Source organism: Pseudoalteromonas sp. DY56-GL79 (genome assembly GCF_041414765.1).
In the GTDB taxonomy this organism is placed as follows: domain Bacteria; phylum Pseudomonadota; class Gammaproteobacteria; order Enterobacterales; family Alteromonadaceae; genus Pseudoalteromonas; species Pseudoalteromonas piscicida.
Genome location: NZ_JANHZS010000020.1, coordinates 79143 through 102057, shown reverse-complemented (window position 1 = coordinate 102057; position 22915 = coordinate 79143). Strand labels below are relative to the sequence as shown.

The 22915-nt window shown below is 43.8% G+C and carries 27 protein-coding genes; 4 read left to right on the top strand and 23 right to left on the bottom strand.

Features of this window, described 5'->3' with window-relative positions; translation table 11 throughout:
* Positions 1–344: 344 nt before the first annotated feature.
* The 23 genes from NO992_RS15575 to NO992_RS15465 all read right to left on the bottom strand — a co-directional run bounded on the left by NO992_RS15575 (position 345) and on the right by NO992_RS15465 (position 19127).
* Entirely contained in the window at positions 345–1295 is a 951-nt protein-coding gene (locus NO992_RS15575; protein ID WP_371378720.1) for a hypothetical protein, read from the bottom strand.
* Positions 1262–1963, bottom strand: a complete 702-nt coding sequence (locus NO992_RS15570) for a hypothetical protein (protein ID WP_371378717.1) — start codon at positions 1961–1963, stop codon at positions 1262–1264. Before NO992_RS15570 ends, NO992_RS15575 begins: the two co-directional genes overlap by 34 nt.
* Positions 1960–2442 (bottom strand): hypothetical protein, encoded by a 483-nt coding sequence (locus NO992_RS15565; RefSeq protein WP_371378714.1) that lies wholly within the window; start codon positions 2440–2442, stop codon positions 1960–1962. The genes NO992_RS15570 and NO992_RS15565 overlap by 4 nt, the downstream gene beginning before the upstream one ends.
* The gene (locus NO992_RS15560; protein WP_371378711.1) at positions 2439–3101 is read right to left on the bottom strand and encodes a hypothetical protein; all 663 of its coding nucleotides are present in this window, start codon (positions 3099–3101) and stop codon (positions 2439–2441) included. Before NO992_RS15560 ends, NO992_RS15565 begins: the two co-directional genes overlap by 4 nt.
* Positions 3079–3390 (bottom strand): hypothetical protein, encoded by a 312-nt coding sequence (locus tag NO992_RS15555; protein ID WP_371378708.1) that lies wholly within the window; start codon positions 3388–3390, stop codon positions 3079–3081. Before NO992_RS15555 ends, NO992_RS15560 begins: the two co-directional genes overlap by 23 nt.
* Positions 3377–3898 carry a hypothetical protein gene (locus NO992_RS15550; RefSeq protein ID WP_371378705.1) on the bottom strand — a complete coding sequence of 174 codons (522 nt, stop codon included), beginning with the start codon at positions 3896–3898 and terminating at the stop codon, positions 3377–3379. The genes NO992_RS15555 and NO992_RS15550 overlap by 14 nt, the downstream gene beginning before the upstream one ends.
* Positions 3898–5082 carry a hypothetical protein gene (locus tag NO992_RS15545; RefSeq protein WP_371378702.1) on the bottom strand — a complete coding sequence of 395 codons (1185 nt, stop codon included), beginning with the start codon at positions 5080–5082 and terminating at the stop codon, positions 3898–3900. The genes NO992_RS15550 and NO992_RS15545 overlap by 1 nt, the downstream gene beginning before the upstream one ends.
* Positions 5079–7754 carry a phage tail protein gene (locus NO992_RS15540; RefSeq protein WP_371378700.1) on the bottom strand — a complete coding sequence of 892 codons (2676 nt, stop codon included), beginning with the start codon at positions 7752–7754 and terminating at the stop codon, positions 5079–5081. The genes NO992_RS15545 and NO992_RS15540 overlap by 4 nt, the downstream gene beginning before the upstream one ends.
* Complete coding sequence (locus NO992_RS15535) at positions 7751–8257, bottom strand: phage tail protein (RefSeq protein ID WP_371378697.1); 507 nt, start codon at positions 8255–8257, stop codon at positions 7751–7753. Before NO992_RS15535 ends, NO992_RS15540 begins: the two co-directional genes overlap by 4 nt.
* Positions 8250–9389: a baseplate J/gp47 family protein gene (locus NO992_RS15530; protein ID WP_371378694.1), complete on the bottom strand. Its 1140-nt coding sequence runs from the start codon at positions 9387–9389 to the stop codon at positions 8250–8252. Before NO992_RS15530 ends, NO992_RS15535 begins: the two co-directional genes overlap by 8 nt.
* Positions 9379–9696 carry a DUF2590 family protein gene (locus NO992_RS15525; protein ID WP_039497833.1) on the bottom strand — a complete coding sequence of 106 codons (318 nt, stop codon included), beginning with the start codon at positions 9694–9696 and terminating at the stop codon, positions 9379–9381. The genes NO992_RS15530 and NO992_RS15525 overlap by 11 nt, the downstream gene beginning before the upstream one ends.
* Positions 9693–12104 (bottom strand): phage tail tape measure protein, encoded by a 2412-nt coding sequence (locus tag NO992_RS15520; protein ID WP_371378691.1) that lies wholly within the window; start codon positions 12102–12104, stop codon positions 9693–9695. The genes NO992_RS15525 and NO992_RS15520 overlap by 4 nt, the downstream gene beginning before the upstream one ends.
* A complete protein-coding gene (locus NO992_RS15515) occupies positions 12105–12251 on the bottom strand; it encodes a hypothetical protein (protein WP_371378761.1) in 147 nt (48 codons plus the stop codon).
* A 23-nt stretch (positions 12252–12274) separates the two neighbouring features.
* The gene (locus NO992_RS15510) at positions 12275–12568 is read right to left on the bottom strand and encodes a putative phage tail assembly chaperone (protein WP_235367700.1); all 294 of its coding nucleotides are present in this window, start codon (positions 12566–12568) and stop codon (positions 12275–12277) included.
* Positions 12549–13184 carry a hypothetical protein gene (locus NO992_RS15505; protein ID WP_371378688.1) on the bottom strand — a complete coding sequence of 212 codons (636 nt, stop codon included), beginning with the start codon at positions 13182–13184 and terminating at the stop codon, positions 12549–12551. Before NO992_RS15505 ends, NO992_RS15510 begins: the two co-directional genes overlap by 20 nt.
* Positions 13184–13633, bottom strand: coding sequence for a phage protein (locus NO992_RS15500; protein WP_099029169.1), 450 nt, complete (start codon positions 13631–13633; stop codon positions 13184–13186). Before NO992_RS15500 ends, NO992_RS15505 begins: the two co-directional genes overlap by 1 nt.
* A 9-nt stretch (positions 13634–13642) precedes the next feature.
* Positions 13643–14743, bottom strand: coding sequence for a DUF2586 domain-containing protein (locus NO992_RS15495; protein ID WP_371378684.1), 1101 nt, complete (start codon positions 14741–14743; stop codon positions 13643–13645).
* An 18-nt stretch (positions 14744–14761) separates the two neighbouring features.
* Entirely contained in the window at positions 14762–15394 is a 633-nt protein-coding gene (locus NO992_RS15490; protein ID WP_371378680.1) for a virion morphogenesis protein, read from the bottom strand.
* The gene (locus tag NO992_RS15485; protein WP_371378677.1) at positions 15387–15860 is read right to left on the bottom strand and encodes a phage tail protein; all 474 of its coding nucleotides are present in this window, start codon (positions 15858–15860) and stop codon (positions 15387–15389) included. Before NO992_RS15485 ends, NO992_RS15490 begins: the two co-directional genes overlap by 8 nt.
* Positions 15857–16294, bottom strand: coding sequence for a head completion/stabilization protein (locus NO992_RS15480; protein WP_305776205.1), 438 nt, complete (start codon positions 16292–16294; stop codon positions 15857–15859). The genes NO992_RS15485 and NO992_RS15480 overlap by 4 nt, the downstream gene beginning before the upstream one ends.
* Before the next feature lie 100 nt (positions 16295–16394).
* Positions 16395–17090, bottom strand: a complete 696-nt coding sequence (gene gpM / locus NO992_RS15475; RefSeq protein WP_371378674.1) for a phage terminase small subunit — start codon at positions 17088–17090, stop codon at positions 16395–16397.
* A gap of 67 nt (positions 17091–17157) precedes the next feature.
* Positions 17158–18210, bottom strand: a complete 1053-nt coding sequence (locus NO992_RS15470) for a phage major capsid protein, P2 family (RefSeq protein WP_371378672.1) — start codon at positions 18208–18210, stop codon at positions 17158–17160.
* Between the two features lie 11 nt (positions 18211–18221).
* Positions 18222–19127, bottom strand: a complete 906-nt coding sequence (locus NO992_RS15465) for a GPO family capsid scaffolding protein (RefSeq protein WP_371378669.1) — start codon at positions 19125–19127, stop codon at positions 18222–18224.
* A gap of 191 nt (positions 19128–19318) precedes the next feature.
* Between NO992_RS15465 and NO992_RS15460 the strand changes: the two genes are divergently transcribed.
* The 4 genes from NO992_RS15460 to NO992_RS15445 are packed head-to-tail and all read left to right on the top strand — an operon-like array spanning position 19319 to position 22858.
* Positions 19319–21091 carry a terminase large subunit domain-containing protein gene (locus NO992_RS15460; protein WP_371378666.1) on the top strand — a complete coding sequence of 591 codons (1773 nt, stop codon included), beginning with the start codon at positions 19319–19321 and terminating at the stop codon, positions 21089–21091.
* Positions 21091–22149, top strand: coding sequence for a phage portal protein (locus NO992_RS15455; protein WP_371378663.1), 1059 nt, complete (start codon positions 21091–21093; stop codon positions 22147–22149). Before NO992_RS15460 ends, NO992_RS15455 begins: the two co-directional genes overlap by 1 nt.
* Positions 22146–22460, top strand: coding sequence for a hypothetical protein (locus tag NO992_RS15450; protein ID WP_039497804.1), 315 nt, complete (start codon positions 22146–22148; stop codon positions 22458–22460). The genes NO992_RS15455 and NO992_RS15450 overlap by 4 nt, the downstream gene beginning before the upstream one ends.
* Positions 22460–22858 (top strand): 3TM-type holin, encoded by a 399-nt coding sequence (locus tag NO992_RS15445; protein WP_099029179.1) that lies wholly within the window; start codon positions 22460–22462, stop codon positions 22856–22858. The genes NO992_RS15450 and NO992_RS15445 overlap by 1 nt, the downstream gene beginning before the upstream one ends.
* Positions 22859–22915 lie beyond the last annotated feature (57 nt).

Here is a 22915-nt window from a genome sequence, read left to right as displayed (position 1 = left end):
CTCTAAGCGCGCCTCTATGCGATAATGCCTATCTATCGTTAGTCATATGTATCCGCATAGCGGCAAACAGCTTAGTTATCACGATATACACACTGGTGTGAACTGATATACACAGTCGTCATAACATCACGACAAATATGATTAACCAAAACAAACAAAAACTGTAGAATAACTTTTTGATTTTATGACAAATACAAACCAATCAGATACACCAAATAATGCCCAGAACATCCCGACTATCTATTGGCACGACTAATCGAACCACCAACTAACCGCTTGTTTTAATTCAACTTTTAAAATAAAAAGCAATGCCGTATACACAGTGATATACACACTTGACGTGCTCATTCGGTTATTGGTTGAAGATTCTCATGTAACGCATCAGCTTTGCTTTTAAAACCTGTAAACTCAGCAGCGTTAATTGGAGGTGGCTTAGTAACCCCATGCTTGTGTGTTGCTATTTTTTCGTTAGTCTTTGCTACAACCTCAATTAGTTCTAAAAGAATTCTTATCGCATTAACTGAGTTGTCACCAACCCATACAGTCGCCCCCTCTACTTTTGCAAGCTCAGTAGCTTTTGCATAAAGTGACTTCAGACTTTGTAACTGCATATCATCATGTGCTTTTATTTCAATTTGTTTTTTGCTGCCAATCAATACGCCTTCGAGCGCGGTTAGTAACGCCGTCTCACCCACAATTGTTTTCAGGGCGCCCATTACTTCGTTTATTTGGTTGCCATCTATCTTAGTAATGTCATGACTTTCAATTTTGCTCGTGCGCTCATGATAGGCTTCATTTCTTGACCTCGCCATAACGGTGCTTGTGTCACTACATTGACTGATATCTCTATCCGTTTTCATATGCCAGCTTTCATCACGGCCTTGGATACTGCTGGTAGCACTTTGTAAAAGAGATACGTCTGTGTGTTTAGAGTTTGGCACTAAACTTTGCCATGGTAGTATCGCAGTGATCACAGGTAGACTATTGAGTCCATCAATATATTGCAGTAGACAAAGCATGCCTGGTTTGGGATTTGAGATGACACCTGCATTATTTGGCTGGCCAATCGCTAGTGTCACTTGTTGAAACACCGGTGCGTCAGTTGGCTCAAGAGTCTGTGGGTTTATGAGCTGTATATCTGCAGCTTTGTATGGGCGAAACGGAGTGCTAGCTTTTGGTGTATCTGTAGGCAAATCATATATAGCAACAAATTTTGCCAGCTGTGGTAAATGTTTTCGCTCACCTAGCTCAGGAAAATACCTTAGTATGAGCCGTTTAATAGCTTGTTTGACCATCTTAATTGCATCCTGTCATTGTTTAGTGTTACTTCCGTGATGTATCGGCCATTTATTTTTATGCCAGGTCTTAACTTTGGTATTGCTAACACCTCGCCGCTTAAGCTGTTTATCGTTTTAATTGCGTGTTCAGGGAACTTACTAACCTCAGAGGTGGCCCACTTTGAGTGTTCCCAACTGCCAACGTAGATTTTTCCATCTGGTCGCTGCTGAACTATGTAATGAGGTATTTGCCAAACAGCACCAATTTGGCGTAGCGCTTCAATGCCTGTTCCTGCATGGTAGAATGCCGGTGCGACGGCTTTTGAATACTGTACATTTGGTAAGACAAATTCTAGCTGTCCTTGTGATAGCTCTGCCAATACCTTTTCAATCGTTGCATGTCTAATTGCCATAGGTATTTTAAAGCTTAGTGCGCCAATTAGCTCTCTACATGTTAAGTGCCACAAGCCGTTTGAATACAACTTTGATTCAATCACACCCAAAAAGTAAGGCTCTAACGCGTCTAATTGATATCCTATATGCAGCTCAACTAATCCGGCCGGCTCAAAGTCACAAACAACTTGAAAGCTCGCCCTGCCTGTAGAACCTATATCCAGTTGCACTAGCTTTTTTTCGATTGTTGTTACTGGCACTCCGCCAATTGTTAGTTGCTCATTTAATTTCAAGGCCCTTCAACCTCACTAAATTGAGCCAATATTTTTTCATGTCCTGTCGTTGACTGCGCCGCAGCGTGTCGCTGCCCTTTTGAGTCTAATTGCTGTTGCTGGCGCTCCGATACTGATTTTACTTCAAGCAGGTTAAAAGATACGAGCCACGCCCTCACGTCTTCATCTTCAGTTGCTTTTACATCGCCATCAAATTTGGCGCGGCGGATTTTATATGCTGCTGAAATAGGGCTATTGATGGTATAGGTTCGACGCGCGCCATTCTCATCGAGTGCCTTTGCCTTACTGACCAACGCTTCTAACTCTTGTTCTTCAGCGAATGGGATCTTTGTTTTTACAGTAAGCACTGAGGCCTTAATGCCTTGGTCAAGTGACAAAGCAAATGAGCCGAATCCCGATGCATCATCACCTTTAATTTTTACTGCCGCGCTTACCTTGGTCTCATAACCTGGCACACGCCATCCATCTATACTGATCATATTGCGTCTTTCACTATGCTTAGGCTTTCAAAATTACCGACGAGTAACACAAAAACCCAGTGTTCGTCATTATTGCCAAATCGAGTTATAGCTTGTGCAAGAGAGCTTCTGCTTGAAGCTCTAATCAGCTCAGCATTAAGTCTCGTTGCAATGTTTACTTCGCTAGGGTTTAGCCTCTGATTTCGCTCACCTATTAGTTTTTCAGTTTCTATCATCGCATTGTCAATGGATGTAATGAGGGTTGTCCCCTCATCATTTATGAGCCTTTTTGAATCATTGAGCCATTGTAAACTCAAAGGTTTTAATGATGTTGTAGTTAATGTTTGCCACTCTAAACTTTGCCCGTTTGTGATTGTAAATTTATCTTGTTCTACCGTAGTTAGGCTCTCAGCATAACCTGCTGTGTGAATAACATCAGCAATTGGACATGCTTGATTAAAGCTCTCCAGCTTACTTTTTAGAGCTTTTGCAGTTTGTCCAGAACTATAGAGCAGTAAACCATCCCAACTGTTAGGGCTGTCAATTCTGGTTTCATCTTGTACAGCTTCCGCAAGTTGAGCGGCCCCTGCTGCACTGGTCATGGTGCGTGACGTTTGATAACTGTAATGGCTTAGCTGATGAAGTGTTTTTATCCGTCTATTTAACGCTGCCCTGTCCATAGGTGTGATCCTTAAAAGCATTGGGGTATTTTACTTTTTGATACCCGAGCACAAAAAAATACATAATGTGAGCTTTGAATTTACTCACACCACCAAGCTGTAAGTATTCTCTAAAATACTGATGCGCGTGTGGGTTGCGCTTTCTAAGTTCATCATCATGAATGATCGCAGCAAGTAACCCATCCGTTACGAACCCAGCTGCAATCTCACCATATTTGTGTTTAATTGGCTCAAGTACCCGCGCTTTACCATACCCTATAAATTCCAGCTTTGGGTTAGTTTGTAACATACGCGTCAAACTCCATGGTTTCGAATTCGAGTCTAAACGGCGCACCTATTCGATCCAACCCTTCGTTCAATCGTTTAGCTGTAATGATGTAATTGCCAGATTGTTCGAACTTGCCCTGCATAGTCACTTGGCCGTTTTCAATAGTGGCGACAAATCGAATATCGTCAATCGGCTGATACCCATTGAGTACCCGCTCAACCATAACCATCAACCCACCATTTGGTAAACCGTTTGCGGTTGCTGTAATGGTAAATGCCTCAGTTTTTGGCACCCACCATATTTTACCTATTAGTCTCGCGTTGGCGCTGTTGACACTAATACCGCTGAGCTGAATGTTGGGGATTATTACTGGCGGCTCATCACCACAAAATGCTAATTCTGATTGGTACTCATCTCCAATTTGAAGCGGGCTTTTGGGGCTAATGAACTGTGCCCCTGCAATGTCGCTTAGTTGTGATACTTCAACTAGGTTGGTTATTACTCCATCTTTTACTAATGCAGCTCTCATTAAATACTCCACGCAATTTTAACCATTGAACGCCCACCATTTCCGACTTGGCGTATCCCGCCTGTGCTCCATGTGTAATCATGACCAGAGTCTGAGCCACCACCGCCGCCATAGTTCGCGCCACTCAAGCGTATGTTTCCACCATCACCAAGCGCCGATGCGCCACCACCTCCGCCTCCACTCGAAGAGCCAGACTTTGGTTCGCTTGTCCCTCCACTTTTATCGTGAATAGACTCTCCGCTCGTACCTGATGTGGAGTTGTTGGGTTTGGTTGTTCCAGAGTTACCACCCTGACCACCATTGAATGCCTGACCGTTGGTTGTGTTTTTTAACACTCGCCCACCTGCACCACCAATTATTGGCGAAATAGAAGATGTTGATGTCGTGTCTAGCAAGTACGTCCCGCCTTTTCCGTTTTTGCCTCCCTCAACTTCAATCCAATCTCCAAAAATAGTGTTACCCGCTGATGTTCCATCAGAGCCGTTTTTATTTTGAGGGCTTTGGTAGGTGTAGCTATAACCACCAATACCATTACTTCCGATAACGACGTTAATTTGCTGTCCTGAGGTAACATTTATTCTGGCGCCCAAAACCGCTGCACCGCCGCCTCCACCCGAGCCGCCGCTAGCTATGTTTTCGGGGTCTCCCGCTTGTATATTTTGCCCGACTACTGCACCGCCGCCAGCACCACCTCCCGCTGCAACAACATCAACAATTATCTCGCTGACACCTGCTGGAACAATAAAGGTTTGCGACTCTGTAATAAGCATGACACCCGATGTCTCTGCCATGGCACTTTGAGATTGTGTCCACACCTGTTCGGGTTGCCAATCTCTGCCATTGAACCTGTATCGATGCACCGCATCCACATCGTAATTGTAATAGTTCAGAGTGCTACCGCTGATAATTAACGAGGTGTTTTTATCAAACGCCTTGTTATCGATAATTGAAAACAGACGTGAGTTATCGATGATTTGTATAATGACATTCACTGACTGCCCAATTGGTGGAATAAACTCAATCCAATCACCAACCTCTAACGTATCTGACTGCGGTAATCGAACGCTAGTAATGTCATACCCAAACGCATATTTATTATTTGGCTCAAGAATTTGTCCATCAATTGCTGGTATAGCATCTAAAGAGTGTACACCCAGTAATCCGCTGACTTTGGCACTATTCATATATGCATCTCCCAATTACCCTCGTCATTCAAAATAAACGTTAGTGTGCAGTTTGCATCAAACAGCACTTCATTCTTTTCTATTACTCGCCCTCGTCGGGTCATGATTATTTTCTCTGGGCTATTAGCTTTGATTAACGGAGTTGCAGACAGACGCTTAGAAACAACAATCACGGCATCTTCTGGCGTTTCTGCAAATGGTGGTAGAGTGAATGTGTTGCTCGTTATTAGGTGATTTTTGCTGTTTGCTTGAAGCTCTCCAATTGGAGGGGTGTTTCTTCTCTCGCCTGATAGATAAGTAGCTATGTTTCCTGCGTGTAGCACTTCCTTACCTAAATAGGTCAGCTCACTCCTGCTAAACCTTAGACTGTCAGTTCTGTTCCACGGGGACTCTCCAAGCCCTATGTACGCAAAATTGCTACCACTTACTTTTCCATCATTACTATAAACACCTACCCCACCCACTTTTTGTTGTTTGGTGTCAGACCAAACGGAAAGACCTACAGCGTTTGGTGAAGTACTTGATAGACTACAGTTCCAATTTTTTGACTGCGGCGCAAAAACTAAACCGTTAAATGTCCCACCACCGATATCTGACGCTGTGGGTTTATAACCTTCATGGTAAACGCGTTGGTTGTAATTTGAGCCAGCGTAGATTTCACCTCTTACGTGAACAGGTTTACCAAAATGAAATTTGGGAAGACTCGTATCAAAATGACACCAGTCGTGATTTTTAGGTCCAATATCAACATTACCATGCGGTGTAACCACTCGTAGGGAGTCACTATCGTTTTTAAATAACTTAGTTTTGTCATCCCCTAGATGAATTTCACTTCTGAACCTAACCCAAGTCTGCTGGTAGTTCAGCTGCATAGCCCAGTTGTCGGGTATGCTGTCACTACCTATATCACCCATACCTATGTAACCAAAGCCACTACCAATGTAGGTCATGTGAATAGATGCGCCGCCCTTGCCAGACTCACCAATTGAGATACCTGCTGCTTGCTCAACGTAGTAGCTTCCACTACTGCTGCTATCGAGTGTTAACCATGGATTGTTTTTTACAATTTTAATATCCGCTTTGTAATCAAACCCTTGTCCATTGGTGTACTTAAATGCAGCTAACCCATTCTTGGTATCCCATATCCCAGTAAAACCAGTTTCAGTATTGGGCGTCCATATATAGCAGTCACTGCCAATCATTTTTAGGTCGCCATTGACCTCTACATTTCCTCTAAACTCCCAATCATTGCTGGAAACAAAATTTCTCGCAGTCCAATATTCAGTGCCATTCTCTCTTCTAAATAGAGTGAAGAAGTCTGAACCAGCGCCAGTTGTGGCAGGTGAGTTATCCCCGTTGTACTCTATACCACCGCCGTGTGATGGGCTTTGGCCTACATAGGCTGTACCTGTTGATTGAGCACCTGCAACGGGTGAAAATATATTTAAGACAGCTCTGCCACCATCATCGGCTTGGATGTTTACTGTTGTGTTAGTGCCATTATCAAAGGTTGCGTTTCTGGTGGATATTCCAGACTTATTCAGTGACATCCATTCAGAATAACTAGTTCCTGAGCGATGCTGCCACTTAAAGTATTCATTAGAGTTATCGGATGTTTCAAAGAATAGATAACTATCGGCGTCTGAATCAGCGTCGTTCTTAAATCCAATTTTCGCACCATCGGTATTTTTCGACCAAATAATATCTTGGTCTGCAAGATTTATAGACTCTCCCTTGGCAACAGCACCTATATCTGCAGGTGTTGGTTTGTTATATGTCGAGTAAGTATTCGCGAAAAATTCGAATGGTTTAGCATTTCCACCCGATTGAGTCGCTATCCAGCATTTAAATGCAAATGGATATGAGGTAGAGCCATGAGGATTACTAAATGTAGGCACATTATCAATGATTTTTATTGACGGATGATTAGGCCCATTCGTGTTTCCATAAATCGTATTTGCACTCCATGTCGAACCATATTTTGCAAAACGGCCTACAAAGTTAGTGCTTGTCGACGTTCCATCCGTCAAACCAAATATCAGAATGTCGCACGCGGTATCGGGCAAATCAGGAAATGGTTTTGACTCGCCAGCGCCAAGCCTAAGCTCAAAAGTACGGTCAAAGAAGTTCTCTGATTGGTGGCTAATTTGAGTGCCAAGTCCAGCATCCTTTATATATTGTTCTAGACTCTCGATATCACTTTTTGTTGCAAATACTCCATCGTTAACCTGCCAAGGTAACGTAGGTAATGTTACATTCAGATCCCCTGCTAATTGCTGGCTTCTCCAAATTATCGACTTAACACTATAGTCACCGGTATTAGCTCCATCTGTACGCGTCTTGGTTTGCTCGTTTGTATGTACAATCGCAATCAGCACTTCAGTGCCATTAGCTTTTTTTGCTATCGCGCCAAACCAGTTAAAAGTGAAGTTGCCAACGTCATAACCTAGTACGCTTGATATCACGACTGCGTCACCGTCTAAGCTGCTGACTCGATCAATGGGTTGATTATGTACAATGTTTGCCGGCACACTATCGTTTAAAATCGGTGAATCTGCATTTAATCCTGGTACATGAGCAAAAACCATCTTAGTTATATTGAGGGTTTCTGATCCTGCAAACACATCATTTTTATATGCAATGCCTGCGCTTGTAATTTTTAATTGGCTCACCCAACTACCTCCTTGTTGTACAACACCAAGCCACATACCTCTGCTGTTGTGATTGCTGTCATTGCATTTAACACGTACCGTCTGCACGTCTTGCCATAGCTCGCTATCAGCTCTAGTATCATTCGCTCTCTCCCGGCGAAGTTCTTTTCTAGCATTGAGACTTGCACTTGGTCCCAGTCAAACCCGCTTACCCTTTCGTTGACTTCTGCTAGTATTCCAAGACGCCTGAAAATTCTTTCAAGCCCAGCGGCGCTGCCCGCATCAATGGCATTTACATGAGCTAACTGAACTCGTTTTGCGTACATGTTCAGTGGTTCATCCGATAGCCGGCTAACACCTCTTTCCCATGCAAGCAGATCTAATATTTTTTCGCTGGCTTCTGTGCTGTGTTGAATTGTATTCCACCATAGCAGTTGTGAATTGAGCTCATTCCAAAAGTCCTCAGTGGCCTTTGCTAGCCTCTTAGCATCATCGCCATATATCCAACTTGGTAGGTTAGCCATGCTGCACCACCAGTTCATTTAACTTTGGCAACCAAAACCCTGTGCTTAAGTTGGCTTGATTAAACGATACTCGTGTTAACTCAGGAAAAGTGTTGTGTAATTCTGCCGCCAATAAACTAAAACTAAATGCGGTATTTGGCATGACTCGAGTTGGAGAGTAAGCTGCGTTCTCACGAAAGACAGAGCGGATAAAAACACTGATGTCACTGCTAATATCTCGGGTCGCCTCATAGGTGACTGTCATATCAAATGACTGAGTTGGCATTGCAAACACTTTCATGTCATCAGCCAAGCCATGATTACCTGCAGCAATATGGTTATTAATACTGTCTATAATCGCTTGGCTTATTGTTCCTACTGTTAAATAAACATACGCGTTTGCAGTGCCTGAACCTCGTGGCGCGCCTTTTTCAAGTGCGATATTGTCCATGGGGATCCCGCCTGCTGTTGCGATAATATTCTTGTATACATCATCCACATGGTATTTACCTAAGTGTGCGAATGCCGCTTTTATTCGCAATCGATAGTTCTCATCACTCTCTATGTACTGCCCGGCTGTGATCAACCAGTCGTCGTCATTTGTGATATTTACACCATCATATTCGCCAACGACACGAACATAATAGCCAGCACTTAAATTGTATTCATGACCATGAGATTCAGCGACAGCTGTCAGTGAGGCCGTTGATTGACCTATTGCTAAGACACAATCGTTCTCTGTAACGAGGCGATATACTTTTCCATTAAGCGGTATGCTTTCTACAATAGTCCCTGCTGGGATCTCTATCTCTTGTGATACGTCTAAACGGCTTATTTTTAGTTGCCCTCTAGCGGTCACAGCCGTGAGCCTTTCAATATCACGAGCATTCCCTTGAATGTCTAACCACTCTTTTTGAGCCAACATAACAAAGCTGTTCGGCATTACATGAGTAGTCATCTGTTTGACCAGTTGGGCGGCAGGCTCTGCAACTAACGCTTTTTGTAATCTAAAAAATGGGCTGTATGGACTTTGGTTATTTACAACAAATCCCGCATTTTTTAGGTGCTCATCAAACTGCGCTGAAAAATCTTCCACGGAGACTGACATACCAGCATCTCGCATCTCCTTTTCAAAAAGCGCTTTATAATCCATTAGGCTCAATCCTTCCGTAATCCCGAGTATCTGCCTCTACATTGATAAGGCCTGTAGTCAATTGTGTGATTTTTATTGTGCCAGGAACTAAGCGATCGTCTTGTTCAACAATCAGTTCGATTTCAGTGAGCACTTTTGCAATGTGGTCTTTGTTCCTAAGGCCAATTAGCAAAGGGAGTTTTTTACTTTCAATAATCCGGTGCTTAATATCCTGTGCAACCACATCACGATCATTGATTTGTGACGGGTTGAATAGGCTATCTAGCTGAATATCTCCATCAACAATATTGAGGTCTATACGTATCATCCAGCTAACTCCATTAGCTCATCAAAATCTCTCTTCACGTTGTCTGACTTTATGGTGAGAGAGTCAATCATCACGCGCTTCGAGTTATCAGTCGATACTGCTTGGTTGTTTGTTGTGTTCTTGCTTAAGCTTTGTAAAAACTCAGACCTATGCGTTTTCACTTTGTAGGTGTTATTCTGTTGCTGAAGCTCGCTTTTTTGTCTCTCTATTTCTAATGCGCTATTGATTGCTGAGTTGGTAATATTTTGATCTGAATTGTAGCTAGGCAATTGAGTAACGCCACTCATGCTTACATGAGCAGCTTTGTTATTATTACCTACAGCAAGTTGTTCAATGTTATTTCTTAGCTTATCCGCTTGCGGCATTAGCGTTTTTACAACTAAGGCTCCATCGCTACCGAACGCTTGTGTTAACTCACTGTATTCTTTGGCCGAATCAATCTCACCATATTTCTCTTGTAGCCTCTCTAGAATGGTAACGATAGGAAGTGCGGTTTCTTTGTCACCGTTTAGTTGAATACCTAACTTTTGTTGAGCGTATGGCAAACTTTCTATAAACGATCTGTAACTGCTACCCGCATTAGCGCCTGACATTGTGTTTTGTAGCTGCCCAAGTACAGCGGTTGATTCAGCTTTGCTGATCTGATGAGTAATCGTTGTTTGACCAAGCTCCCGCTGCGCTATCATCATTTGCTCGGGGTTTGCTTTAAAGAGCTGCTCTTGTAATGGTTGACTTGTATGTTCGACTTTTAATTTTGCTTCGGTATCATCAATCAGACCTAGCTTTTCTAGTATCCAACCCACGCTATCTGCTAAGCCATCAAATGACGATTTGACACGGTCAAAGACACTCATCAACACTTGCCCCCATGCTGTGTCTTTAAATGCAGCAACTAAATCATCCCAGTAATAGATAAGCGCACCGATTGCTGCAATAAGTGCCACGACTCCAGCTACTATCCATGTGATCGGATTAGCCCAAAGCGCCGCACTAAATAGCAGTGCAGCGAACTTTCCTGCCACCATTACCGCATTTAATGCTCCCATCGCAACTGTAGCTGCCCCCAGACTTGCAACTAAGGTAATCAACCCTGCGATACGTAAAGCGACCAGTGCAGCTTGCCATAGCTTAGTAATTAGTAAATGTGCTTTTGTTAACGCAATACTAGATAGCATGGTCATACGATACAGCCCCATCACCGCATGAAATGCACCCATAACAACGACATAAGCAGTAAAGGCCACAACACCTGCAGCAATGATCCCAGTTAGGGTTGGAAACGTTTGTGTTAACCAAACAACGCCTCTCAATATGGCAGATAGTCCATCGACGATAGGTTCAATAATAGGTAAAACTGCTTGTCCAAGGCTAGTCATTGCAGCATTCATTGAACCGCCAAAACGGTCCCACGAACTGCTCATTGAATTAGCCATTTCAACGGCAACTCCCATGTCTTTTATTTGAGCGAGTTGATTAATATTGGATTCTAATTGCTCAGTTTGAGGGATAAGAAGCTGTAACATTGCAACGGCTTCATCACTACCAAATGCATTCTTTAATGCATCTGTCTTAGCTACGGTATCTATCTCCCCAAACCGTCCTTTTAGACGATCAATCACTTGTACCATTGGTAACAACTTGCCTTGAGAATCTGTCAACTGAATGCCGAGTTTTTGCTGTGCGGCCCCCACTCCTGTTAAAAATGCTTTATATTTTGTACCAGCTTCAGACCCTGACATTGTTGCTTGCAGCTGGCCTAGCACTGCCATTGACTCATTCATTTCAATACCGTGCGAGTTTGCGCTTGCGCCTAGACTTGAGAACGCCCCCGCCATTTCACTACCAGTGGTTTTGAACATACGCACACTTGCAGCAGTTTGGCCTGTGAGCATTTGTATCCACTCAGACTTACCAACCTCTTTTGCAGTATCTTGGTAAATACCATACATAGTGCCGAAATAATCTGTTGTGGTAGCGGCATCTGACTTTGTGCCTTTGGCGAGAATAGCTGATGAGTTGGTAAACTGTGACAACTCTTTACCATTAAGCCCTGCGATTGCTGATTGGATATCATAAGAGCTGCGGATCACTTCCGCTGAATTGCCGCCATAGTTACTTACAAAATTCATGGCAGTATTATTGAGTTGAGTTAACGCCTCATTACTTACATTGAGTGAACTGACTTCACCGAGCGCGGCCTGTGCATCTATTGCAGGATTGAGAGAACCGACAAGCATCATCGCGCCGCCAGCTGCACTCATTAACCCACCCGTCATCTGCTCTTTCGCAGCTGCGGTTTGCTCACTCATCTGATTAATCTTAGCCATGATCTTATTCACAGGCCCAGTGACTTTGTCTACCACACCTATTGAATACATCAGTTTGTCTAATTTACTGAGTGAGCTCATTTAATCATCGCCATTTAACGCCATACATATACCGTTATTTACGGCAGTGGCTAACAATTCATTTTGCTGGATCTCTAAAAAGAGCGCTTGGGCTAAGCTCTCATCCGTTACTGGCATAGCCCCAAAGTATCGAGCGTGGTATGCCAGTAACTGATCAATTCGGTTTGTCTTTATTTGCTTGGCGCGCTCTTCGATTTTTTTACAGTAAAGTTAAACTCCGGTTGAAAGTCCTCCACAATCGCACTCGCCATATGCAATGCCGCCGCTGGTTGCTGTAGCAGATCTTTCAGTGCTCTTGCTTGAGACTCATCAACAGTAGACATCAAAAAATTCGTCGCCGGCTGAATTTTATTGATTGGAGTTAATGCATTGATGTACTTGTTGTATGCAGGAGTATCAACATTAAACTTGAACTCTGTAGTGTCTGTCTCGATGATGATTGTTTTAGCTAGTGACATTGTCATTACTCTCTTTTAAATCTGCTTGGTCTAGCAGTGTATAACTAAAATATGGGCCCCATTTTTGAGCTGATAACTCACAAAGCTCAATAAACTCGTCAAAGTCATTCGGATTTGCAATTACTTGACAGCCCGCAGACCACTTATCCACTTGGGTCGAGGTCGTTGTTGCACTCGCTCGATGACAATTAATGCCAAAGTAGCCTTGCTGTAGTTCTGCATGAGGCGTGGTATTGGTGTCCAACTCGTCGTCATTGTTGTTATCCCGTAAGACAACTACTGGTTTATGTTGAACAAGTGCGCGGTACTTGCCTTGGTGATAGCCAAGTGTCCAAAGGCTTAGGTGTTGCCCTGCGATAAGCACGGCTGTACCGTCTACATTCATTGGATGTTTGCGCCAGTAAAGTCCCGCATCAGTCGTTGCTTTATACTGCTTTAGTTGCCATTCGCCACCTTGTTGGTACAGCACGCAGATCGCATCATTAAATGTATTTGCTCGTGTATTACTGTGACGAACACCGATGATATTGAGGTTTAATTCTCCCTCAAATATACGATGGCCACATGCACGCATGGTGTTTATCACCATATCTGGGTTTAAGTGTCGAATGGCTTTTGTCATCACAGATCCCTTGTTTCATCGTCAGTTAGATAAGGCACACCGTTGATTTTCACAAAATCAGGGCTTGTGATTGGGCATTTAATTGTCGTGGTGTCTTCTTCACCACCATCGGCCTTGATGTTTAAAATCTCTTCTAATTGCGGTAAACACCCGAACGCCTCTACGTTCTTTTTACCCGCCGCGACTTCAGCGTTAAACGCAACGTCGAAAGGTTCAATCGCTTTCCAGCTCCCTGCTTTTTCCGCTTGAGCTTGCAATATCAACCAGTTCTCATGGTCAAGTTTTAACGTGACTTCACCTTCAACATCACCATCAATAAAGCCTTTTGGTATACCGCGAACCTTTTTAACCTTTCGGCCATCCGTGATTTTTACCGTGGCTTCCATAACATGGACCATTGAATTACCAATGAAGATATCAAAGTCCTTACCACCTAATACCTTTTGCATGTGCGCTCCTTACACTTCTCGGTCTAACATAATCCCAACTATAATGGTGCTCGGGGAGTCAATCGGTTTTACCTTCAGCACAACTTGTAAGGTTCGCTCGTCCATGAACGTTAGATTGATACTGTCGTCTTTCGGCGTGTCGATTAAACCAGGGAACTTATCTGCACCAATGTTTACTGACTTACTCATATCACGAAGTGGCTTACCCAGTGTGCGTTTGCCAAACTCAATACCGCTGGTACTGTTGTTTAAGCGGCGATTTTTGATATGTTTAATAGCAATGATGCGCACGGCGCGTGCGGCTTTATCAACAATGCGGCCGGTTTCGATTTGCTGAAAATCACCACCTTCAGCATCTAGCATGTTAACGTCACCAAAGTAAACACCATCATAATCAGCATAAAACTGTGTACAGCTAAATCGCAGCGTATCAAGTGCGGCGGTTGTTGCATTGGTTAACGGGTTACCTGCTGCATCTTTTGGCAATGGCATGAGCGACATAGCGCCTGTAAGTACTCGCATTGGGCTGTCAGCAATCGTAACTGCTCGCTTACATAATCGACCTGTTACCGCACCCAACTCATCACCGAATAGCAGAGGAACAACGGCCACTCTATCGCCAACGATACCATCTGTTAACGGCTGTAACGCCGTAACTAAATCCGACCAATTTTGACCATCAGATAAACCCGGTGCAGCAATAAGAAATCGAACGCGCCTAGCCAAACTTGATAAGATCTCTAGTGCCTTAGCTTGATAGCGCTCGATATCAGCTTTGCCTGTAACTGGGGTACAGATCACAATGATTTCAGGGCTCACATCTTGGTTCATTGCTTTATCAATTAATGCCATAACATCATCGCCAGCACCGTGTGGAATTGCATACCCACTCACTAGCTCATCACCGTTACGCTGCCAGGCAGCAATTTGCGTTTTTAATGGTGAGTCATCAGCTCCGAATAAATCATCGAAATCACTTTGAGCATTGATGGGTATAATGCTGCCAATGTTTGCAGGTGCTTGTCCGATAAACAGAGTCGTGCGTTCCACTTCTTTCGTAGCGCCACTACCAGTTTGAATGGCGGCAACGGATACTTTTCCTTGTGCCATGGTCGTTCCTTATTTGCGCTACGCTACTTGCATAGCTTTGTTTAATATAAAATTGAGTTGCTCTTTTTCTTCGGCCTGTGTTTGACCTAAAAAGGAGCGGGCCGGCAAGTCAATTTGCCATTTGCTCTTACCTGAGCTGCCCTTTAACTCTCGGAGCAAAAAACCTGCTTGGGTCTTACTTAAATGCTCTGTGATCCACACAATACTTGCGCGCTTTGTGCCTTTGCCTTTTCCGCGTGGTATTTTGTAACCGGCGGCAATTAATGCTCTTGCTTGGTTGCGCGTTGCCAAACCGTCTTTGCGCTGCTCACCATTGTCTTTTGGCGCTTGCGCAGTAATGCTTATTCCCTCTTGCTGCGCTCTGGCTATTTTGCCAGTACGTGTATCTTTAAAATAAACGCTGGCGTTATTTGGTCCGTAGCGCACTTTCATTCGACGCTTTAGCTTGGTAAGCATTTTTTTCTTGCGACCGTTAGCTCGGCCTTTCCACGCTTTACCTGTTAAATCTTTTTGTTGGGTTATTCGCCCTTTACTATTGCGGTTCGCGGCTCTTATCGCACCCCGTAACAAGTTACGTCTTTTATTTGGCTTGAGCTGTAAAAACGCTAATTGTTCTTTGCTTTGGCCTTCGTCAAATTTGACGTTAAGCACGGCTTACTTCACCATGCAGTGTGAATGCTTCAGCTATCCACAGGCTTTGCTCACCAAAGTCATAACGCTTGCCATTTAATTCAAACGGGCCATTGTCGGTTTGAATAAGCTCAATATCCTCACAAAGCTGCTCAATCGTTAGCTCAACTTCGTTGCTGTTGTCGTCATTAACGTCAGCGCTAAATTCAATGCCTGTGCTGTCATACTTACCGCCATTGGTTTGCAACCAAAATGATGCAAACGCACATATCAATGCAGCCGGTGCAGCACAGGGATTTATGCTAATAACCCCTGAGTAATAAAACCTTGCGGCCAATAAGCCGTTGCCATTGACTGTTTTGCTGCTTGGTTCGATGCGACCACCTTCAATCCAGCAATCAAACTGGGTATCAAGGGCTAATTTATGACCTTGGTAAACAGCACTTACTAAGTGCTGTTTAAGTTGTGCTATTTTGCTCTGGCTCATAGCAGTTCCACCGATAAGTTGGGGCTGAGCGCCTGCAATAGTCTCAGTGCATTGACGCATTCACTTTGCCAATATTCGTAATTATCAATGGCGGCTTGTGATTGCGCTGTTGCATTATCGCGGTGCGTGCTGCCCAGTTTACTCACTAGCAAGTTGGCTTTGGCCTTGCTGTAAACAGCATTTTTGTAGAACAGCTCTTGCTGTGGGTGCAGTGCTTCAGCATTTGTTAGTACTATTTGCATCAACTCCTGATTGACTTCGGCTTGAGCAAGCTTTAGTTTTTCAACCAGCAATTCGCTTTTATTGGCGTATTCACCGGCAACGGCATAATGCTCAATAAAATAAGTAGTACTTAAATCAGGGTAATAACCATCGCCTGGGACAACCTGATCATCAATTTGCAAATCTGCTTTTGGCATTCCACTTAAGTTCATCACCACCCCCGTAAATTTGTGTGGGCGCCACTTAGACGTAAGCAGCTAATCAAATACTGTTAACTGGTTACGCTAAGTTGCCCACTGGCGTTGGAGCTATTTAAAGCTTTTTTACTAGCTTTTCGACGAGTGTTTTTACACCCGCTTTCTCGTTAATTTTTTGCGCAATATTGCCAAACCGAATGGCATTACCGTTGTTGTGCAACGTGGCCTCTATTTTGGTAGCAATGGCATAGAGCTTACCGCCCGCGATTTCGCTTCCAGTCCAGTCTTGATTGCGAGTGGCATAAATAACTCGCTGGAGTGTAAATGCCATGCTCGCCAATTCATCTACTGTGCAGCTATTTTGTAAGTACCAGCTGGCATCGTCGTATAGCTGATCGATTAAAAAGGTCGGCCAGTGCTTGGTGTTAAATTGTTTAGGTAGCGGTTGCTTTTGCTCGATCAGCAATGGCAATAGTTCAATCGCCTGAGACCAGCGCTTTAAGTCGACTAGCCAAATAAACACCCAAGCTAAAACTAGGTTTGGATGATTGTCACCACTTAACCGGTATTGGTTTAAGTAACCTATGTAATCGTTCTTCTCGATTGCTTTGGCTTTATAGTCAGCTTTGTCGCTAATATCGCCGAATGTTTTTAGCTGAGCCAAGTCTGAGTCAATGGCCGCTTTAAAAAACGCGTACTCGGTATGCTCACTTTTGCGGTTTTGCGCTTTGCTTGTTGCTGGCGCACTACTTTTAATGCTTGTTGGCACTTCGCCTTTTGCTTTGGCTAACGCTCGTTTAACTAAGCTCATATAAAAACACTCTCTAAAAAACGCCGCTTGCAAACTGCCAAGCGGCGAAGCTCTACCTCAAAGGAAATTAAGACCAGTTACCTTCTGCATCTTTATCAATTTTTACTGAGTCAGATTCGATGAAGGCGATTTTTTCTAAGTCTTCAACGTAATAACAGGCGTTACGCGACTCGTAATCTTCCACTCGCTTTTTCTTAGCATTGCTTTCAATGCTCATGCGAATTGACTTCGACTGAATGTAATGAGTTAAATTGTCAAAGCTCGTGACCAAAATGCCGCGCGGTGGAAAGAACGACACTTGAAAACTAGGCAAGCCGCCGTAAGTGTTGATCACCTGTGACATTTCAACTTTTTCTTTTTCGCTCGGAGTGTGGGCATTCTTTGCGTAATGCTTGCCTTTATCTTGAGCTATGAGCTCATCACCAATAATAGCTACAAGGCCAATTCGCTTGTGCAATGGGATCCCTTGAATTAAGTCGTGCACGGCGCAATCGAGGTTTTCGTAATCACCGCCTTCACCAATTCGAATTTCACCGACTCTTGGTGTTTCTTCAGTACCACCATCTTTAAATGCTCTTTCTGGTGCGTCGCGGCGAACCAATTGCAACCAACCAATGTTGACGTCTTGCATCATGGGGTATTCGGTCAGATTTGTACTTTCGGCAACATGGGTGCCATACCAACCAATTTTGATGATATCGAGTGCTTTTTGCTGGCGAACATGCTTACGATAACGCTCATGAAAGTCCGGGAACTTAGACCAGGCATCCATTGTCGCCCAAGGCAAATGCACATCGACTTCTTCTGGGTGACAACGATACTCTCGCTTTTTTAGTGCTGATACATCTTTGGTTTTACGTTCTTTGGTGTCATCTGTTTCTACACCAGCGCGACCCGTAACCCCAGCACCCGAGCTCATGAATATAGACTCACCAGCGATATCATCAACCATTGCATGGTTAATTCGGTTTAAAAACTCAGCTGATTCATAAACTTGGTCATACAGCGTTTGTTCAAGTGTTGGCGCTACCGCAAAGTTTTCAGACACACTTGCAACACCGTAGTTGCTTGAAAGTGCAACGCAAATGGCAGTAAATAGTTGAGTAGTTCTTGTGCGCATATTCTGTGTCCTTACAGTAAGTTTGCGTATTTACCGTCGTCGCCGGTATGCTCGTCGTCGGCATCGGTAGTGCTTGCGGCTTCAGTATTTGAAAGTTCAGTAAACTTGTTTTGAAGCGCATTAAACTTCTCTTCTTGCTCATCGAACTTTTTGTTTAGCTGGGTGAGCTGCTCCGTCAGCTCTAGGTTTGTGGCATCATTGCCTTGGCCTTCATCCTGTTGGCCCTGAGCTTCCTGCTCATTATTTTTACCAAACTCTTTAATACTCGACGTAAGCTGAGTAAATGCAGGGGTAAGCGCCTCGGCAACTGCGTTACCAATTTCGGCTTTATCTTCTTTTGTTAATGGCATGGGGTCATCTTCCTTGCTGAATAGGTTTCTAAAAAATGGTTTTTTAGCTGGCTTTTCACTTTGGCTATGTAGGTCTAGTCCAAGGTCTGCGCGTAAAAAAGAAACGTCCGTGTTATCTGCGCCCTTATTAAATTTGGCTCTTGATGTGTATGTGCTTGCTGGGTAATCAGTGACGGCTAAACCTGTAAGGTAGGTTTTGCCGGTGCCCATAAAGTTGCGTTCAATCTCAATGGAGAAGTAAACGTGCTGATCGGCTTGGTTGAGCTGTACAAAGCTGGCGTTTGGCGCTAGCACCGCTTTCAAAACTTGTACACCATCTTCGTTAGTGTCGGTGCTCACCTCAATCACATCGCCTAGCATACCGCCCGTAAGCGTAACCGATGATAGTGCTTCGGCTTTCCAGCCAGACCAATCTGCATAATGGTCGATATTGATGCGGGCACCATACTTTTTAGGATTGTACGTCTCAACAATATCGTTAATGTCTTGCTCTTCGATTTCTCGCCCGTCTACTGTTAAACCAGCAGCTGCAATAGCAAGCGGTATTGTGCGTAATTGACCTGGCATTGATTAACCTGTTAAATGCGTTGCGTTATTAAGTTAGGCCAAGTTTGCACACAATAAATGATTAATTCTAATGGTTTAACTTTTTGAAATTCCTATATTTAGCTTTTAGGAATGGCTAGGATTTTAATTGGACGATTTAGCTACTTTTAGCCCTTAAACTGTACGAATTAAAGGATGAATTATGGTGCAGGATGCAACCAAAGTACGGGCCAGAGGTACGCAAACAAGCGCAAGACTTATATGTGGTACAAGGCTACACGTTTGACGAAATAGCAGATTTGCCAAACATGCCGAGTGCGCGCAGCATTCGCCGCTGGGCTGATGATGGTAAATGGGCAGATATGTGTCCGAGTTACAATGCTGAAATGGCATTTAGCCGCCGTATTAATATCCTAACCGACAAGCCTGAAAAAACCGACGCTGACTATAAAGAGCTAGAATTTTGCACTCGCCAGCTCTGTGCACTAAACAAAAGTAAACTTGCACCGGCACCTAAACAACGAGCAGCCAACGACGGGCAACCAGAAGGTAATAGCTCCGCAGCCGGTAGCAAAAAGAAGAAGAAAAAGAAAAACGACTGCTCAGCCATCACGGTTGAAATGCTCGACGAACTAAAAGAAAAGTTACTCTATCCGCACCAACTACATTGGTTTGAGAACCAAGACCACCGAAGCCGCTTTATATTAAAGCCGCGCCAAATTGGGGCTACATTCTATTTTGCATTCGAAGCGTTTTATGATGCCGTTGTAAATGGCCGCAATAAAATTTTTATATCTGCATCGCGCGACCAAGCAGAAGTATTCAAAGCCAATATCATCGCTCTGGTTCGTGAGCACTTTAATATTGAGCTCACTGGCTCACCTATGGTGCTAACGCTCAAAGGTGGTAAAACAGTTAAGCTTATTTTCAAATCAACCAATGCGCGGACGGCACAATCGGAAAGTGGCGACTTATATATAGATGAAGTGTTTTGGATCCCCAAATACAAAACTCTTCGTAGCCTTGCCCAGGCGATGGCAACTCACAAGCATTTGAGGATCACTTACTTTAGTACGCCTTCAGTTACCAGCCACGAAGCATACGATCATTGGAATGGTAAATGGTTTCGTAAAACCAAAGCCTGTAACGACCCTGAATTTGCCATTGATTGCAGCCATAAAGCGTTAAAAGAAGGGCGCTTATGTGAAGACGGTATTTGGCGCCAGATGCTTAACGTGCATGATGTGGTTAATTCTGGCTTTGACCGCATTGATATTGAGGTACTTGAAAACGAATACTCACAAGACGAGTTCGACAACTTGTTTATGTGTAAATTTATCGACGATGCGCATTCTGCATTTAACTTAAAACAACTGATGGCCTGCGTGGGCGACTCAACAAAATGGGATGATTTTGACGATGAGTACGAGCGCCCATTTGGCTTAAAGCCTGTGGTAATTGGTTTTGACCCTGCACGCTTTGGAGATAAAGCCTGTGTTGCGGTGTTGAGCCTACCTATGAAACCAGGCGAAAAATTTAGGTTGCTAGAAGCGCTTGATTTGAGCGGTAACGATTTTGAGGCAATGGCACGCGAAATAGAAGAGCTTACGCACAAATACAATGTACAGCACATCGGAGTTGACACTACAGGTATGGGTTATGGCGTGTGGGAACTAATAACCGCGTTCTTTCCAAATGCTGAGCCAATACACTACAACCCGATCATTAAAAACCAAATGGTAATTAAAGCGCTAAACGTGATTAAAAATCGCCGCTTTGAGTTTGATAAAGATGCGGTAAACATTGCTAGCTCATTTATAAACATTCGCCGCAAGGTAGTTGGCGACCAAATCACCTATGCCACAAACCGCACTGAAACAACGGGCCACGCCGATATTGCATGGGCAATTATGCACGCCATGAAATTTGAACCTTTAGACGGTAACACGATGGGCCGTCAAACATCTGTAGGGATAGCAGCTTAATGGATAAGCCAAGGATAAACGTAAAAAGTGGCGAGACGCCAAACTATACAGCAATGAGCGATGTATTTAGTTTTGGAGATCCCGAACCATGTTTAGATAACCGGTTGACCGATTACACCGGAGTATTTGCAGACAGTAACGGCATTTACGCACCACCCGTTAGTTTACATGGGCTGGTAAAGCTGTTGCGAGTTAATGCCCAGCATGGGCCTATTTTAGGCTTTAAGCGCAACATGATTTTAAAGTGGTTTAAACCCAACTCAGTGCTTAGCAACGAAGCATTTAAAAAATTCGCTTATGATTATTTGTGGTCTGGTAACGCGTACCTGCAGATCATCAAAAACCCATTCGGTCAAATAATCCGGTTGCGCCACCTGCCTGCACTAACTATGCGATACACAACAGAGCGCGGGGTATATGCGCAGCTCAGTAATAACCACTTAGAACCCATTCGCTTTAAAGCGGGTGAAATATTACATGTAAAGGAATACGACCCAGCCCAAGGAATTTACGGCATACCTGAGTATTACGGCGGTATTCAAAGCGCCCTACTCAATGAGGACGCAACACTATTTAGGCGCCGTTATTACAAGAATGGCGCTCACATGGGTTTTATATTTAGTATGGCCGATCCTAATTTAAGCACTGATGATGAAGCCAAGCTCAAAGATGCAATTAAAGACAGTAAGGGCGTGGGTAACTTTAGAAGCTTGTTCTTCAACTTTAGGAGTAACAAGGCCGACGCTGAGAAGTCTATTAAGATCACACCTGTTGGTGATATCTCTACAAAGGATGAATTTGAGCGAATTAAAAAAATCACACTTAATGACATGCTGAGCATGCACCGTGCGCAAGAAGCATTGAGCGGCCAAAGCTCCGGCGATAGCCCGGGCTTTGGTGATTTGGATAAAATCACTCGAGCGTATTACAACAATGAAGTAGTGCCTCTTCAACAAACGATGGCAGGCATTAATCGCTACTTACCAGCCCATTTGCACATTGCTTTTGACATTCCGGAATACTCCGATTTATACCCTAACAAGGACAAGGCCGCATGATAGATATGGAATATCTAAAACACATTTTTCAGTTTGTGGTGATCAGCATGGTCGCAGCCGCAATACAGCTGTATTTAAGCCCACATGCTTTCACCTTTGCACGCTACTTTTTTAACGCGCTAATGGCATTGCTTGCGGCTTATTTGGTATCGAGCTTTTGCGATTTCTGGCAAGTGGCCGAAAGCGCTCGACCAGGCTTCATTGGCGTAGGAGCATATTTAGCTCCCCACCTATTCAATGGGCTAAATAATTTAGGTCAGCGATTTAGCAAGGATCCGCTGAAAGTCATAAACCAATTAAGGAGAAAGTAATGGGTTTGCTATCAAAAATCTTTAGTGTTGGAGCAGCAGAACCCGTAAATGCGATCGGCGATATTCTAGATGAACTATTTACGTCTGATGAGGAAGAGCTCAAGCTTGAAGCTGTAAAGCTCCGACTTTTACAAAAGCCACAATTAGCACAAACAAAAATCAATGCAGTTCAGGCAGCACACCGCAGCATATTTGTTGCGGGTGCTAGGCCATTTTTGATGTGGGTATGTGGGCTTGGATTTCTATTTGCGTTTGTCATTAACCCTATTCTTCAGTGGCTTTGGCCTGAGGTAGGCTCGCCAGCTCTTCCGCTTGATGTAATGATGGAACTTACCCTTGGTATGCTTGGTCTCGCAGGTCTGCGAACAGTAGAAAAGATAAAAGGCGTGTCTAAATAGTACTAAGTGTTCAATTGTTTTAATGGTAATTATAATTAGCTCAAACATGTTAGGAGT

What these genes read in the sequence shown, in the direction of transcription:
- NO992_RS15495 (WP_371378684.1), bottom strand. Translation starts at nt 14,743, where the DNA reads ATGGCACAAGGAAAAGTATCCGTTGCCGCCATTCAAACTGGTAGTGGC.
- NO992_RS15550 (WP_371378705.1), bottom strand. Translation starts at nt 3,898, where the DNA reads ATGAGAGCTGCATTAGTAAAAGATGGAGTAATAACCAACCTAGTTGAA.
- gpM (WP_371378674.1), bottom strand. Translation starts at nt 17,090, where the DNA reads ATGAGCTTAGTTAAACGAGCGTTAGCCAAAGCAAAAGGCGAAGTGCCA.
- NO992_RS15565 (WP_371378714.1), bottom strand. Translation starts at nt 2,442, where the DNA reads ATGATCAGTATAGATGGATGGCGTGTGCCAGGTTATGAGACCAAGGTA.
- NO992_RS15455 (WP_371378663.1), top strand. Translation starts at nt 21,091, where the DNA reads ATGGATAAGCCAAGGATAAACGTAAAAAGTGGCGAGACGCCAAACTAT.
- NO992_RS15560 (WP_371378711.1), bottom strand. Translation starts at nt 3,101, where the DNA reads ATGGACAGGGCAGCGTTAAATAGACGGATAAAAACACTTCATCAGCTA.
- NO992_RS15510 (WP_235367700.1), bottom strand. Translation starts at nt 12,568, where the DNA reads ATGACAATGTCACTAGCTAAAACAATCATCATCGAGACAGACACTACA.
- NO992_RS15465 (WP_371378669.1), bottom strand. Translation starts at nt 19,127, where the DNA reads ATGCCAGGTCAATTACGCACAATACCGCTTGCTATTGCAGCTGCTGGT.
- NO992_RS15530 (WP_371378694.1), bottom strand. Translation starts at nt 9,389, where the DNA reads ATGGATTATAAAGCGCTTTTTGAAAAGGAGATGCGAGATGCTGGTATG.
- NO992_RS15535 (WP_371378697.1), bottom strand. Translation starts at nt 8,257, where the DNA reads ATGGCTAACCTACCAAGTTGGATATATGGCGATGATGCTAAGAGGCTA.
- NO992_RS15480 (WP_305776205.1), bottom strand. Translation starts at nt 16,294, where the DNA reads ATGAACTTAAGTGGAATGCCAAAAGCAGATTTGCAAATTGATGATCAG.
- NO992_RS15525 (WP_039497833.1), bottom strand. Translation starts at nt 9,696, where the DNA reads ATGATACGTATAGACCTCAATATTGTTGATGGAGATATTCAGCTAGAT.
- NO992_RS15575 (WP_371378720.1), bottom strand. Translation starts at nt 1,295, where the DNA reads ATGGTCAAACAAGCTATTAAACGGCTCATACTAAGGTATTTTCCTGAG.
- NO992_RS15500 (WP_099029169.1), bottom strand. Translation starts at nt 13,633, where the DNA reads ATGCAAAAGGTATTAGGTGGTAAGGACTTTGATATCTTCATTGGTAAT.
- NO992_RS15470 (WP_371378672.1), bottom strand. Translation starts at nt 18,210, where the DNA reads ATGCGCACAAGAACTACTCAACTATTTACTGCCATTTGCGTTGCACTT.
- NO992_RS15445 (WP_099029179.1), top strand. Translation starts at nt 22,460, where the DNA reads ATGGGTTTGCTATCAAAAATCTTTAGTGTTGGAGCAGCAGAACCCGTA.
- NO992_RS15505 (WP_371378688.1), bottom strand. Translation starts at nt 13,184, where the DNA reads ATGACAAAAGCCATTCGACACTTAAACCCAGATATGGTGATAAACACC.
- NO992_RS15460 (WP_371378666.1), top strand. Translation starts at nt 19,319, where the DNA reads ATGCAACCAAAGTACGGGCCAGAGGTACGCAAACAAGCGCAAGACTTA.
- NO992_RS15485 (WP_371378677.1), bottom strand. Translation starts at nt 15,860, where the DNA reads ATGAGCCAGAGCAAAATAGCACAACTTAAACAGCACTTAGTAAGTGCT.
- NO992_RS15520 (WP_371378691.1), bottom strand. Translation starts at nt 12,104, where the DNA reads ATGAGCTCACTCAGTAAATTAGACAAACTGATGTATTCAATAGGTGTG.
- NO992_RS15450 (WP_039497804.1), top strand. Translation starts at nt 22,146, where the DNA reads ATGATAGATATGGAATATCTAAAACACATTTTTCAGTTTGTGGTGATC.
- NO992_RS15545 (WP_371378702.1), bottom strand. Translation starts at nt 5,082, where the DNA reads ATGAATAGTGCCAAAGTCAGCGGATTACTGGGTGTACACTCTTTAGAT.
- NO992_RS15555 (WP_371378708.1), bottom strand. Translation starts at nt 3,390, where the DNA reads ATGTTACAAACTAACCCAAAGCTGGAATTTATAGGGTATGGTAAAGCG.